Below are 13,463 nucleotides of genomic sequence, written 5' to 3'. Positions count from 1 at the left end.
GCAGGTCGAGCTGGTTCAACAGGTGTCAGCGGTTGCGGCGCACGACGACCACGGTCACGGCTCCGCCGATGAGGACGCAGGCTCCCAGGCCCAGGGCGATCCAGGGGAGGGAACTGCCGCTCTTCTTCTCCTCCGCCTGCGGAGCGGGCGTGGACGCCGCCGAGCCGGAGGCTTTGCCGTCGGGCCCGGCCGAGGGCTTCTTGGCCGCGTCCGCCGCCGCCAGGTCGGGTAGGGGGTAGACGTCCGCCGGACCGGGGTCGCCGGGCGTCTGCAGTGCGACCCGGGGGCTGACCACGCCGTAGCCGACGTAGTCGTTGCGCTGGGAGCCGTCGACGGGCTTGCCGGCGGTGTTCAGCAGCACGCGGAGGACCTGGTTGTTGGTCCACTCGGGGTGGGCGGACCAGAGGAGGGCAGCGGAGGCAGAGGCGAGGGCGGTCGCGTCGCTGGTACCAGAGGACTTGCAGAGCCCGGTCTTACCGGCACAAGCCGTAACGATGTCGCTCCCAGGCGCTGCCATGTCCACCTGGGGGCCGTGCTGCGACTCCTTGGTCGGCTCACCCTTGGGGTCCACCGCTCCCACGCCGACGACTCCCGGCGTCGCAGCCGGGTAGAGAAGTTCGGTCTTCCCGTCATTCCCGGTACCAGCGAAGATCAGCTTCCCCTTCGAGAGCGCGTACTTCACTGCTTCGCGACGCGCTTCGTCATCCTGGGGCGTACCGTCCAAGGCCAGGGAAATGTTGATGACCTTGGCCTCTGAGTCTGCCGCGTACCGAATGGCAGCGACCCACGACGGGGTTGCCCGACTCGTCTCATGGGGCACGCGAATCGGGAGGATCTTGACTCCGGGCGCAAGCCCAAAGGCGCCATCACCGCTTGGATGCTTTCCGCTGCCCGCAATGACTGCGGCCATGGTCGTGCCGTGGCTGCTGACGTCCGTCCTCTCGTCACCCTCTACGCTGTCCGGTTCGAAGTCCTTACCTGCGAGAACTTGCCCTTCCAGTTCCGGAATGCGGTTGACGCCCGAGTCAATCACCGCCACGGTGACGCCCTTACCCGTGCTGATCTTCCAGATGTCGTCCGCCTTCATGGCGTCTAGATGCCATTGCTGCGATCGAATGGAGTCCGCGTGGGCCGGGGTCGCGGCGACCCCGGCCAGCAGCAGACCCACCAGGGCCGAGGTCGCCTTACGCATGCGCATCCCGTGCAACGTCCGTTCTGCTCAGTCGATCACCGGCGGAGCAACACGACGGTTGCCCTGCCAGGTCTCTTCGTCTTCGACCAGATAGTCGGGGCGTTCGCCACCCTGGTCGTCCCGCCGCTTACCCGGAGCGTGCGCACCCGGGGCGCCAACAGCACCGTTTCGTACGAGCCCCGAGCCGCCCTGGGTGAACGGCTGACCGCCAGCGACCGGGCGACCGGCCGCAGACTGACGCCCACCGACGATGCCTCCCGGCTCCGAGGCCAGCCGACGGCCTGCAGCCGCTCGGCCCGCCCCGCCGTGAGCGCCACCGCCCATGCCGCCGCCCATCGGGCCACCCATGCCGCGGCCTGCCTGAGCACCTTCACCGATGACCGTGCCACGCGGGATGCCCGCGTTGGGACCGTTGGACTTCACGGGACGACCGCCCATGATGCCGGTGTCACGCGGGGGCATGCCCGGCGGCATACCGCCGACCCTGCCACCCCCGGGACCGTTGGGGCCGGTCAGGGTCGGGTACGGGCCGAGGCCGGGGCCTGTGCCCGGACCGAGGCCCTTCCCCTTCACGCCGCCGACCGGCGGGAGACCCACAGGAGGGGCGAAGGGGCCAGGGACGGGACCCACGGGGCCCGGGCCTGTGGGCAGCGGGCCGGGCGTGGTCGTCACCGGCGGCACAGTCCGGTCCGGGAGCGTGCCGACGGAGTCGATGTTCACGCCGACGTTACGGTCCGGGATCAGCGGTACAGAAGTTGACGGCGGCGTGCCATCCGGCTTCGGTTGGTGCCCTGGCACCCAGCCCGGCTCGTTCGCAGAGCTACTGCCGCTCGGTCCCGAGGACGATCCGTAGGAGGAGCCTCCTGTGTAATTCCCCGACGCGGAACTCGAGCGAGCCATGTCGGTATCGCTTGCGACCCCCTCCGGCACAAGAACCTTCGGCGGCGGCGGGAACGTCGGGATCGTCGCCTGTTCCATCTGCTGGGACGACTTCTCGTACGACCCGGCCAGCTTCGTCATCGCGTCCACGGCCCGCGCGTGGTCGCCGCTCAGCTTCGACCAGGCCTCCTGGCCGAGCTTCACCGCGTCCGGGTCGTTGTGGTATTCGCGGGACGTCGCGAGGTTCTGCTTGAGGGCCGCCTCCGCGGACGCGTCGTACTTGGGCATGTTGCCCGCGCCGTAGTCGGTCGGCTTGACCTCGCGCATGATCTGGGCCGACTCGGCCATGTACTTGCCGCCGGCGGCGCTGTACTCGGCCAGCACCAGCGTGGCGCTGCCCGTCTTGTTCACCCAGTTCTGGAAGGCGTCGGCCGCTTCGCCCTCCCAGCCCTTGACCTTGTGGTCCTTGAGCTTGTTTCCGATCTCTTCGATCGCCTTGGCGGCCTCGGTGAGCTGCGTCGCGCAGTGATGGGCCTTGTCCGGGTCCATCGCAGCGACCATGGCGTACAGCTGCGCGTGTGTGTAGCCCTCAAACTCGCTCATCGGATGGGGGCGCCCTTCCCGTTCGGCTGCGGACTGTTCGGCTGCGGGCTGGTCGGCGTGTCCTGCGGCCTGTCGGACTTCTTCTCCGCGTACGGGTCACGCTTCTCGTTGTACATGTCATGGGCCTGCTTAGCGAGGAGGGCCATGCGCCGCTTCGTCTCCTCGTCCACCTCGCTGTAGCCGCCCCCGGCCGACTGGATGGCGATGCCGAGCGCCTCGATCTGCACCGCCAGCCCCTTAGACAGCTTCTGCAGCTCCGAGTGGACGGTGTTGTACGCGTTGTAGAGCTTCTCGGCCTGCTTGAAGTTCTTGCCCAGGGCCCCCACCGGCAGCGTGCCGTCGGCCAGTTTGCCGTGGTGCGCCGGGGATTCCTGAAGCTTCGTCAGGAGATCGTTCACCAGCTTCTGATAGGACTTCAAGTCGTCGTACTGGACCCTCAGTGCCGCGGCGGCCGCCCCGTAGGCAGCGCCTGCGAGCGCGCCCATCGGACCCCCCAGCCCCAGCGCGAGGCTCGCTCCCACCAGGCTCGCCCCGTTGTCGTCTGCCACGTTGGCCTCCCCGTCTCCCCGTCTCCCCGTAGCAGCGGCGCGCGAAGCGCCGCCACCCATCCCCGTTCGCACCCGTACGCACCCGTTCGCACGAGTTCGCGCGCACACGTGCGCATGCTCACCGATCACTCTAGCGACCGGTACCGACAGTCCCAAGTCCAGGGTTGCACGTGCAATGCGGGTCACACCGTCACGAGTTGGGAACAGCCACCGCCGCCGATGGCCTGATCGGGAGCCTGTTGACCGGTCGGCCCGTGGCCGCGCGCACGGCCGAGGCTACCGCCGCGGGCGTCGTCACCACAGGGACCGCGCTCGCCGCCTTCGCGCCGAACGGCGCCACCACGTCGCGCTCCTCGACCAGTTTGACGATGCGGATCGCCGGGGCGTCCAGCGACGTCGGCAGGGCGTAGCCCGTCAGGTCCGGGTGGCGGACCAGGCCGGAGACCGTGCGGAGGTTCTCCGTCAGGGCCGCGCCGATGCCCTGCGTGACGCCCGCCTCGATACGGGCCTCCAGCTGACGGGGGTTCAGGATGCGGCCCACGTCCTGGGCGACCGCGAGCTCCACGACCCGTACCGAGCCCAGCTCGATGTCCACGTCCACCACCGCGCGGATCGCGCAGAAGGCCAGGCCCACGAACGCGTCACCCTGGCCGTCCGCGTCCAGCGGTTCCGTCGGGTGGGGGCGGCACTGGGCCGTCGCCCAGAGTTCCTTACCGGCCATCGCCTCCGTGACCGGCATCGAGAACGCGCCGTCGTACGACGTGATCCGGCCGTCCGCGATCTGCAGCAGCTCCGTCGACATGCCCAGCTTGTGCGCCATCGGCTGCAGGAGCTGGGTACGGACCATCTTCGCCGCGCGCTCCACCGCGCCGCCCGACACCCACGTGTGCCGGCCGTGCGCCGACGGCCCCGCCGGCGGCTGGTCGGTGTCCACCGGGGCCACCGCCACCTCGTCCACGCCCAGGACCTCCTGGACGATCTGGCGGGCCAGCGTCGCGAAGCCCTGGCCCGTGTCGACGGCCGCGCAGATGACCGTCGCCACGCCGTCGACCACCTTCACGGTGGCCGTGGAGACCTCGTCGGTCCCCTCCGCGCCCAGCATGTGCACCATGCCGACCCCGTAGCCGACCCCGCGCCGTACCGCGCCGGGCTCGCCCGCGCCCTCCGGGCCGCCGGGGAGCAGCCACTCGTCCTCCGGGGTGTCCTTCGGCAGGGCGGGCAGGTCGACGTCGCGGACCGCGCGCAGCAGCTCCGCCACCGGGGCCGGGCAGGTCACCGTCTGGCCGGTGGGGAGCAGGTCGCCCGTCGCCAGGACGTTGCGCATGCGCAGTTCGGCGCCGTCGATGCCGAGGGCGGCCGCGAGCTTGTCCATCTGGCCCTCGTACGCGGCGCACACCTGCATCGCGCCCTCGCCGCGGACGTGGCCGGACGGCGGGTTGTTGGTGCGGACCGCCCAGCCCTCGACGAAGGCGTGCGGGACCACGTACGGGCCGCAGGCGAAGGCCACCGCCGCCGCCAGGGATTCCGCGGAGGAGTCGGCGTACGCGCCCGCGTCCATCAGGATCTGCGCCTCGACCTTGACCAGCCGGCCCTCCGCGTCCGCGTGGTGGCGGTAGCGCAGCAGGGTCGGGTGGCGGTGGGTGTGGCCGAGGAAGGACTCCTCGCGGGTGGCGGCCAGCTTGACCGGGCAGCCCGTACGCAGGGCCAGCAGGCCGAGCGGGAGCTGGAAGGCGGCGTCCTCGCGGTCGGCCGTCGCGCCCGGCACGCCGGTGACGACCACGCGCACGCGGTCGGGGTCCAGGCCGAAGCAGGCGGCGGCCAGGTCCCGGTCGACGTGCGGGTCGGTGGAGGCGGTGTACAGCTCGACGCCGCCGTCGGGGCGCGGTACGGCCAGCCCGGCCTCGGCGCCGATGGGGGCGGGGTCCTGGCGGCCGATCCGGTACAGGCCCTCGACGACCACCTCGCCGGTGGCCTCCGGGTCGCCGTAGCGGAGCGGGATGTGCCGGATCAGGTTGCCGTCGGGGTGCAGGGCGGGGGCGCCGAAGGACTGCTCGGGGTCGGTGACCGGGTCGAGCAGTTCGTACTCGACGGCGATCGCGGCCGCGGCGAGGCGGGCGGTGTCCGGGTGGTCGGCGGCGACGGCCGCGATGGGCTCGCCGTGGTGGCGTACGACGTCGTGCGCGAACACCGGCCGGTCGGCGATCCGGCGGCCGTGCGTGGTGGCGCCGGGGACGTCGGCGTGGGTGACGACCGCGCGCACGCCGGGCATCTCGGCGGCGGCGGTCGTATCGATGGAGAGGATCCGGGCGTGGGCGTGCGGGGAGCGCAGCACGGCGGCCCACAGGAGGCCCTCGGCCCAGAGGTCGGCGGCGTAGGGGAAGGTGCCCTCCGCCTTGGCTCGGCTGTCGGCGGCCGGGACGGAGGCTCCGATGCCGCGCGGTACCCCCTGCTCCGAGGCCTCGGCCGGGGCGGCCAGTGCCGTCACCGTGGTGCCGACCGTCGTCGTCGCCGTCGCCGCGTCCTGCCCGCTCACGCCGTGCCTCCGTGGTGGATGCCGCCCTCGCCGGGCGCTGCCTGGTGCGGGATGCGGGGCTCCGGCGAAGCCGCGGGCTCGGCGGCCGCCGCCGCCGCGCGCTCGGCCACGACCTCGCGCACGGCGCCGATGACCCCCGCGTAGCCGGAGCAACGGCAGAGGTTGCCGCACAGCGCCTGGCGGGTCTCCAGCTCGCTGGGGGCGTGATTGCCCTCCAGCAGGTCGTGGATGGTCATGGCCATGCCGGGCACACAGAATCCGCACTGCACCGCACCCGACCTGCACAACGCCTGCTGCACGTCCGAGAGTTCCCCGCCCGTCGCGAGACCCTCGACGGTCCGGACCTCGCTCCCCGCGGCCGTGGCCGCCGGCACCAGGCAGGAGGCGACGAGCCGGCCGTCGACCTGCACGGCGCAGGCGCCGCACTCGCCCTGCGAGCAGCCGTCCTTGGCGCCGGCGAGGCCGAGGCGCTCGCGCAGCACGTAGAGCAGGGACTCGCCGATCCAGGCCCCGGTGACGGGGCGGTCGGCGCCGTTGACGCGCAGGACGTAGGAGGCGTGCGGGTGTTCGTGATGGGCGACGGCCTCGGCTGCCGCTTCTTCTTCGTACGTCGGCACCGCGGCCGGGACACTTTCGCCGCTCCCCGCGTCCGGGAGTTCCACGGCGCTGTCGGCGGTGTCCTCACCCGGAGTACGGCCGGCCGGAAGCTCCCCCGGCACCGCCCCGGCTCCGGCGAAGCCCCGCCCGTCGGTGTCCCCATGCTCCGGCGCGGGCTCCGGCGCGGGCTCGGCGCCCGGCGTCTCGGCGGCGGGCGCGGCCTCGGTCCGCACTCCGCCGAAGAGGTCCAGGCCCCCGGGCGCCACCGGCTGACCGGCAGCGGCGGCGACGACGGCAGGTTCCTCGGCCTCGCCCGCAGCGTCAGGGACGGCAGGCGCGTCAGGGACGGCAGGAGCGGCAGGCTCCGCGTGCCCGAACGCCATGAAGCCGTGCCCGTCGGTCCCGCCCTGCGCCGGACCGCCCTGCGCCGAACCGGCGTGCTCCGCGTGCCCCGCGTGCTCCGCCTGCCCCGCGTACGGCCCGTACCCCACCGGCTCCGCGTGCTCGGCGTGCTCCACGTGCTCGGCGTGCCCCGCGTACTCCCCGTACGCCCCGCGCTCGGCGGCGCGGACGTCCTCCGCCTGCTCCCCCGCCGGGCCGTGCGCGGCCTCGATGTCGTGCGGGGCCGGATGCGCCGGCTCGCCCTCCGGGAGCGGCGTGCCCACACCGGGCCCGCCCAGCACCCGCGGGCCGCGTCCGAGGGCGCCCGCTCCGGGGCCCCCGAGCTGCCGCCCGGCGGCGTGCGCCGTGGCGGCGGCCGCCGCCGCGTCGTCCGTACCCGGAAGCACACCCGGGTCCGCGTCCCCGGCCGGCTGCTGCGTCAGGTACGCCCAGGGCGCGGCTGCGCCGCCCGGCAGCGTCGCCGGGGCCTGGCTCCAGTCCCCGTCCAGCGCGCTCGGCCGGAAGTCCCCCTGAAGGTCGGAAACGGCCCACTGCCCGGTCGCCGTGGAGGCGGCCTCGGCCTCGGGCTCCTGTCCCGCCCCGGGGAACCGCCACTCGGCCGTCGCCCCCGGATCGGTCACGGGCGCACCCGCCGGCTCCGGCTCCGCCTCGGCGAACGCCGCGGCCACCGACGCCGGGATCGGGATCGACGCCGGAATCGGCCCGCCCACCGACGGCCCGCCCACCGACGACCCGGACGCCCCGCCCGACCCGGGCCCCGCGCCCGGCGCGGGCGCCCCAGCGGCCGGAGCCGAGCCCGCCGCCTCGGGCCACTGCACCGGCATGGTCCACGTACCGGTGGCCGTCGGATCCGTGCTGGCCGAGCCCAGCGGCACGATCATCGGCGGCGGCACGTAGCCGTGGCCGGGCGCCGCGAGGGGCTCGCCCGTGCCGAGCGCGTCCAGCATGTCCTGCGGCAGTTTCACGAAGGCCGTGGCGTCCGAGTCGTACTCGCCGCCCTGCGGGACGGGTTCCCAGCCCCAGCCCGCCGTGCCGTTCCCCTGGGTCACGTTCTGGTTCTCGTTCTCGTTCTCGCTCATGAGCTCAGTGCCCTCCCCAGGGCCCTGCGCGCCAGCACGGCCACCGTCCGCCGCAGATGCAGTACGCCCGGAGCCACCGGTTCCCCCTGGTCGGGCACGCAGGCGGCCGCGACGTACTCGCCGAAGGCCTCCAGCGCCTCGGGGGCCAGGCTCCGCTGGTCGTCCCAGTCGATCAGCGAGGCCACCCACTGCTCGGCCTCCAGCGGCCGCAGCGGCATCGGGGCGACCGCGCCGATCGCACAGCGCACACCCCGGCGCGCGGGGTCCAGTACGAGCCCCACGGACGCCACCGCGCGCCCCGGCCCGGTACGCCCCGTGGCCTTCAGGAACACCTGCGGGGCGTGCAGCAGCGGGACCCGCACGAAGCCGATCAGCTCACCGGGCCGCAGCATCTCGCGGCCGGCCAGCAGGTGCGACACGGGGATCTCGCGGCGGCCCTCCGGGCCGACGATCACCAGGACGGCCTCCAGCGCGGCCAGCACGGGCAGGGCGTCACCGGTGGGCGCGGCCGTGGCGATGTTGCCGCCGAGGGTGCCGGCGTTGCGGATCTGCGGGGGCCCGGCGGCGCGCGCGGCGGCCGCCAGCGCGGGGATCAGGGCGGCGAAGTCCGGCCGGCCCATCCGGGCGTGGGTGAGGCCCGCGCCGAGCAGCGCGTGGCCGTCCTGGTACTGCCAGCCGCGGATCTCGTTGATCCGGCCCAGGCTCACCAGTGCGGCGGGCCGCAGCAGCCCCGCGTTGACGGCGGCCATGAGGTCGGTGCCCCCGGCGACGGGGACGGCGGCGGGCATGGCGGTGAGCGCCGCCACGGCCTCGTCGAGCGAGGCCGGCAGCGTCACGGACTGCGCCGCCTGCGGCCCCTGGGCCCGCTGAGATGAATCCTGTGCGTGCGGTGCGTGCGGTGCGTGCGTGGTCAACCCAGCTGCCCCTTCCCGATGTCCCGGTCCCGGCGCTCACGCCTGTCCGCCGTACGGTACGTGCTCACCGCCGGGACGTGGCAACTCTGGCACATCTTCCGGGCCGCCCGGCGCGAGGGTCGGCCGGGCGGGCCCTGAGGGAAGCCACCCTGCACAGCTCCCGCTGATCGCCCGTTTTTCCCCGTATAAGCGGACATCGGGAGAGAGTTCCGACAGTTCCGCTTCGGTCACGCGTGCGGCGGCTCACCCTCGATCGGGCGCCCGAGGACCCCCGGCCGCCGCTGCCACGGCAGCGGGCCGCCCGGCGGCCGGTACCCGACGCCCAGGGCGTCCAGCCGCGCGTAGTGGGCGGTCATCCGGCCCTCGAACCGGGCGAAGTCCCGCTCCTGCGGCTCCGGAAGCGACGACCACACCACCTCCGCGAAGGCCGCCAGGCGCGGGAACACCTGGTAGTCCAGCCGGTTCTGGTCCTGCATCACCTCGGTCCAGGCGTTGGCCTGCGCGCCGAGCACATGGCGGGCCGCCTCCGCCGACAGCTTCGGCGGGAGCGGTTCGAAGCGGTAGACGTCCTGGAGCGAGCGCACGTACCCGATGGGCATCGGCTCGTCCGCGCCGCCCGCCTGACGGTGGTCCAAGTACACCTGCTGCTCGGGGCACATGACCACGTCGTGCCCGGCCTCGGCGGCGGCGACGCCGCCCGCGTAGCCGCGCCACGAGGACACGGCCGCGCCCGGCGCGAGCCCGCCCTCCAGGATCTCGTCCCACCCGATCAGCCGCCGCCCGCGCTCGGCGAGCCAGCCGTCGAAGTGCCGGATGAACCAGGACTGCAGCCCGTCCTCCCCGTCGACGCCCAGCTCGCGGATCCGCTCCTGCGCGGCCGGTGAGGCCTTCCACTGCGTCTTGGGGCACTCGTCCCCGCCCACGTGCACGAACGGCGAGACCTCCGCCGGGAACAGCTCCAGCACCTCCTCGAAGACCCCCTCGTAGAACCGCAGCACGGCCTCGGTGGGCGCGAGGACGTTCTCGCAGATCCCCCAGTCGTCCCACACCTCCAGGGCGGAGGTGTCGACCACGTCGTTGTTGCCCAGCTCCGGGTACGCGGCGATCGCGGCCTGCGAGTGCCCCGGTACGTCGATCTCCGGGACCACCCGTACGTGCCGCTCGGCGGCGTACGCGACGATCTCGCGGATGTCGTCCTGGGTGTAGAAGCCGCCGTGCGGGGTCTCGTTCCACAGCGGGGAGGCCCGGTGGCCCCACCGGCTGCGCGCCCGCCACGCACCGACCTCGGTCAGGCGCGGGTGGCGCTTGATCTCGACGCGCCAGCCCTGATCGTCCGTCAGGTGCAGGTGCAGCACGTTGAGCTTGTGCGCGGCGAGCAGGTCGATGTACCGCAGCACCCCGTCCTTGGGCAGGAAGTGCCGGGCCACGTCGAGCATCAGTCCGCGCCAGCCGAAGCGGGGGCCGTCGGCGATCCGTCCGTGGGGCAGGCTCCAGGTGCGCCCGGGCAGGGGCGCCTTGCGGTAGGCGTCCGGTCCCAGCAGCTGACGCAGCGTCTGGAAGGCCCAGCAGAGCCCGGCCTCGCTCGCCCCCGTCAGTTCGACGCCCGTGGCGTCGACGGTGATCCCGTACGACTCGGGCCCCAGCCGCTCACCGTGCTCCGGGTCCAGGCGCAGCCTCAGGTCCGCGGCCGCGCCGGGTGCGGCGGCCGGCAGGCTCCAGCCGGTGGCCGCACCGAGCTCCCGGCGCAGCAGGCGCGCGACGCCCTGGGTGCCGGGGCCGGTGGCGAGCGCAGGCTCGGGGCCGAACGCGTAGCGGAGCCCGTCCTCGTCGAGGACGGCGAGCCGGGGTGCGGGGATCAGGTCCATGCGTGAGCCCTTCGCGGCAGCGTGTTGCACCCTGTGCAACACCCGTTCCACAGAGCGCTCGTCGCGCCGACCCTAACGCGCCGCCCGGACACGGCAAAGGCCCCCGGACGCGCCAGAGCGCACCGGGGGCCTCGGGCCCGTGAAGCCTGCGGACAGGGCGGGTCAGGTCACAGAGCAGGGCCGAGAGCGGTCCGGACCTGGGGGCCGGACTACTTGTCCTTGCCGCCCTTGTCCTTGTCCCCGCCGGGGCCCATGGACTCGTAGATCTCCTTGCACATGGGGCAGACTGGGTACTTCTTCGGGTCCCGGCCCGGTACCCAGACCTTGCCGCAGAGCGCGACGACGGGGGTCCCGTCGAGCGCGCTCGCCATGATCTTGTCCTTCTGGACGTAGTGGGCGAAGCGCTCGTGGTCGCCGTCACCGTGCGACACCTGCGGCGTCGGCTCTACGAGGGTCCCCGTGCCAGTCCCGCGCTCGGGCTCAAGAGTGCTCATGGACCCAGGGTACTTAACCCCGGGCCCGTCAGTTGAGCGACGGGTCGTCCGGATAGGTGGCGACCATCGCGAGGTCGCTGCGCTGGCGGCGCAGCACCGCCCGCCACAGCCGCTGCGGGTCGGGGAAGGACACGTCGCCGGGCTCGGACTCCACCACGTACCAGGCGCCGTCGCCCACCTCTTCCTCCAGCTGGCCCGGGCCCCAGCCCGAGTAGCCGGCGAAGATGCGCAGTCCGCCCAGGGCCGCGGCCAGCAGCTCCGGTGGTGTCTCCAGGTCGACCAGGCCGATCGCGCCGTGCACCCGGCGCCAGCCGAGGGGGCCCTCCTCGCCCGGGATGACGGCCACCCCGAGGGCCGAGTCCAGCGCGACGGGGCCGCCTTGGAAGACCACCCCGGGGTCGCCGGCCAGGGGCGCCCAGGGCAGCAGGACGTCACCGACGCCCACGGGGGTGGGCCGGTTGAGGACCACGCCGAGCGAGCCCTGCTCGTCGTGGTCGAGCAGCAGCACCACCGCGCGGTCGAAATTGGGATCCGCGAGGGCGGGGGTGGCCACGAGCAACCGCCCTGTGAGGGAGGACACCTCGGTCATGCCGCCATGATCCCGCACATTCGCCGTTTGCGGGGAGCGGCCGGGAAGATCGGATCGCACGCGGTCCAACGCGCACGTCAGCGCGAAGGAGCGCGCACGGACGGCCCTGAGGGGTCCGCCAGTGGAAGGCAACGCTCCGCCATTTGGCCGGTACGGAGGGTGTTGTACCGAATTCATGACAGTCCTACGGCCGCGTCTGCCTTACGAACAAGGGGGTGATGGCCCTTACCCTTTTCCCTGGCCCCCTGCCCACCCCACTCCGGAACGCGAGATTCATGACCGGCACAGACGATGTCCTGCTTGTCCACGGCGGTACCCCGCTTGAGGGCGAGATCCGTGTCCGCGGTGCGAAGAACCTCGTGCCCAAGGCCATGGTCGCCGCTCTGCTCGGCAGCGAACCCAGCCGGCTGCGCAACGTTCCCGACATCCGTGACGTGCGGGTCGTGCGCGGGCTCCTCCAGCTGCACGGCGTGACGGTCCGTCCCGGCGAGGAGCCGGGCGAGCTGGTGCTCGACCCCTCCCACGTCGAGAGCGCGAACGTCGCCGACATCGACGCCCACGCGGGCTCGTCGCGCATCCCGATCCTGTTCTGCGGCCCCCTGCTGCACCGCCTCGGCCACGCCTTCATCCCGGGCCTGGGCGGCTGCGACATCGGCGGCCGGCCGATCGACTTCCACTTCGAGGTGCTCCGCCAGTTCGGCGCGACCATCGAGAAGCGCGAGGGCGGTCAGTACCTGGAGGCCCCGCAGCGCCTGCGCGGCTGCAAGATCCGGCTGCCCTACCCCTCGGTCGGCTCGACCGAGCAGGTGCTGCTGACGGCCGTCCTGGCCGAGGGCGTCACCGAGCTCAGCAACGCCGCGGTGGAGCCGGAGATCGAAGACCTCATCTGCGTCCTGCAGAAGATGGGCGCGATCATCTCCATGGACACCGACCGGACCATCCGGATCACCGGTGTCGACCGCCTCGGCGGCTACAACCACAAGGCCCTCCCGGACCGTCTGGAGGCCGCGTCGTGGGCTTCCGCGGCCCTGGCCACCGGCGGCAACATCTACGTGCGCGGCGCCCAGCAGCGCTCGATGATGACCTTCCTGAACACCTACCGCCGGGTCGGCGGGGCGTTCGAGATCGACGACGACGGCATCCGCTTCTGGCACCCGGGCGGCCCGCTCAAGGCCATCGCGCTGGAGACCGACGTACACCCCGGTTTCCAGACCGACTGGCAGCAGCCGCTCGTCGTGGCCCTGACGCAGGCGACCGGCCTGTCGATCGTCCACGAGACGGTCTACGAGTCCCGCCTCGGCTTCACCTCCGCGCTCAACCAGATGGGTGCGCACATCCAGCTGTACCGGGAGTGCCTGGGCGGCTCGGCCTGCCGTTTCGGGCAGCGCAACTTCCTGCACTCGGCGGTCGTCTCCGGCCCCACCAAGCTGCAGGGCGCCGACCTGGTCATCCCGGACCTGCGCGGCGGGTTCTCGTACCTGATCGCGGCGCTGGCGGCCGAGGGCACCTCGCGGGTGCACGGCATCGACCTGATCAACCGCGGCTACGAGAACTTCATGGAGAAGCTCGTCGAGCTCGGCGCGAAGGTCGAGCTGCCGGGCGGCGACCTCGTCTGAGCCGTACCGCGTCCTGCCGTACGGACGAAAGCCCCCCGGGCGCCGCAAGGGCCCGGGGGGCTTTCCCGTGCCCGGGGTGACCCGGGGACCCGCTACGGGGCGTACGCGGCCCTACGGGGCCCTGCGCGGCCCTGCGGGGGGCCTTGACGGGG

General features: G+C 73.2%; 10 protein-coding genes. 1 reads left to right on the top strand and 9 read right to left on the bottom strand.

All coding sequences use genetic code 11. The features are described 5' to 3' along the window. Positions 1-25 precede the first annotated feature (25 nt). The 9 genes from mycP to ACF059_RS15380 form a co-directional block, all read right to left on the bottom strand. A complete protein-coding gene (gene mycP, locus ACF059_RS15420; protein WP_392056832.1) occupies positions 26-1,198 on the bottom strand; it encodes a type VII secretion-associated serine protease mycosin in 1,173 nt (390 codons plus the stop codon). A gap of 21 nt (positions 1,199-1,219) precedes the next feature. Beyond that, positions 1,220-2,674 (bottom strand): WXG100 family type VII secretion target, encoded by a 1,455-nt coding sequence (locus tag ACF059_RS15415; protein ID WP_392056829.1) that lies wholly within the window; start codon positions 2,672-2,674, stop codon positions 1,220-1,222. After that, the gene (locus ACF059_RS15410) at positions 2,671-3,222 is read right to left on the bottom strand and encodes a hypothetical protein (protein ID WP_392056826.1); all 552 of its coding nucleotides are present in this window, start codon (positions 3,220-3,222) and stop codon (positions 2,671-2,673) included. Before ACF059_RS15410 ends, ACF059_RS15415 begins: the two co-directional genes overlap by 4 nt. 190 nt (positions 3,223-3,412) lie before the next feature. Further along, complete coding sequence (locus ACF059_RS15405) at positions 3,413-5,707, bottom strand: xanthine dehydrogenase family protein molybdopterin-binding subunit (RefSeq protein ID WP_361948472.1); 2,295 nt, start codon at positions 5,705-5,707, stop codon at positions 3,413-3,415. Positions 5,708-5,751: 44 nt separating this feature from the next. Continuing rightward, a complete protein-coding gene (locus tag ACF059_RS15400) occupies positions 5,752-7,833 on the bottom strand; it encodes a (2Fe-2S)-binding protein (protein ID WP_392056823.1) in 2,082 nt (693 codons plus the stop codon). Then, positions 7,830-8,747 (bottom strand): FAD binding domain-containing protein, encoded by a 918-nt coding sequence (locus ACF059_RS15395; protein ID WP_392056821.1) that lies wholly within the window; start codon positions 8,745-8,747, stop codon positions 7,830-7,832. The genes ACF059_RS15400 and ACF059_RS15395 overlap by 4 nt, the downstream gene beginning before the upstream one ends. A 227-nt stretch (positions 8,748-8,974) precedes the next feature. Next, positions 8,975-10,612 carry a beta-N-acetylhexosaminidase gene (locus ACF059_RS15390; RefSeq protein ID WP_392056818.1) on the bottom strand — a complete coding sequence of 546 codons (1,638 nt, stop codon included), beginning with the start codon at positions 10,610-10,612 and terminating at the stop codon, positions 8,975-8,977. 209 nt (positions 10,613-10,821) lie between these two features. Further along, entirely contained in the window at positions 10,822-11,106 is a 285-nt protein-coding gene (locus ACF059_RS15385; RefSeq protein WP_030010729.1) for a DUF3039 domain-containing protein, read from the bottom strand. 28 nt (positions 11,107-11,134) lie between these two features. Continuing rightward, complete coding sequence (locus ACF059_RS15380; RefSeq protein ID WP_366867491.1) at positions 11,135-11,695, bottom strand: YqgE/AlgH family protein; 561 nt, start codon at positions 11,693-11,695, stop codon at positions 11,135-11,137. Positions 11,696-11,970: 275 nt separating this feature from the next. Here ACF059_RS15380 and murA point away from each other — a divergent pair, with 275 nt between their 5' ends. Continuing rightward, positions 11,971-13,311: a UDP-N-acetylglucosamine 1-carboxyvinyltransferase gene (gene murA / locus ACF059_RS15375; protein ID WP_361948421.1), complete on the top strand. Its 1,341-nt coding sequence runs from the start codon at positions 11,971-11,973 to the stop codon at positions 13,309-13,311. Positions 13,312-13,463 lie beyond the last annotated feature (152 nt).

Source organism: Streptomyces sp. NPDC016562 (genome assembly GCF_043076955.1).
In the GTDB taxonomy this organism is placed as follows: Bacteria; Actinomycetota; Actinomycetes; order Streptomycetales; family Streptomycetaceae; genus Streptomyces.
The sequence above is the reverse complement of the archived record's forward strand: the minus strand, read 5'-3'. Positions and strand labels throughout refer to the sequence as shown.

Excerpts from the sequence above, each read along its gene's own strand:
- mycP (WP_392056832.1), bottom strand. The coding sequence starts at position 1,198 with ATGCGCATGCGTAAGGCGACCTCGGCCCTGGTGGGTCTGCTGCTGGCC.
- ACF059_RS15415 (WP_392056829.1), bottom strand. The coding sequence starts at position 2,674 with ATGAGCGAGTTTGAGGGCTACACACACGCGCAGCTGTACGCCATGGTC.
- ACF059_RS15400 (WP_392056823.1), bottom strand. The coding sequence starts at position 7,833 with ATGAGCGAGAACGAGAACGAGAACCAGAACGTGACCCAGGGGAACGGC.
- ACF059_RS15390 (WP_392056818.1), bottom strand. The coding sequence starts at position 10,612 with ATGGACCTGATCCCCGCACCCCGGCTCGCCGTCCTCGACGAGGACGGG.
- ACF059_RS15385 (WP_030010729.1), bottom strand. The coding sequence starts at position 11,106 with ATGAGCACTCTTGAGCCCGAGCGCGGGACTGGCACGGGGACCCTCGTA.
- ACF059_RS15380 (WP_366867491.1), bottom strand. The coding sequence starts at position 11,695 with ATGACCGAGGTGTCCTCCCTCACAGGGCGGTTGCTCGTGGCCACCCCC.
- murA (WP_361948421.1), top strand. The coding sequence starts at position 11,971 with ATGACCGGCACAGACGATGTCCTGCTTGTCCACGGCGGTACCCCGCTT.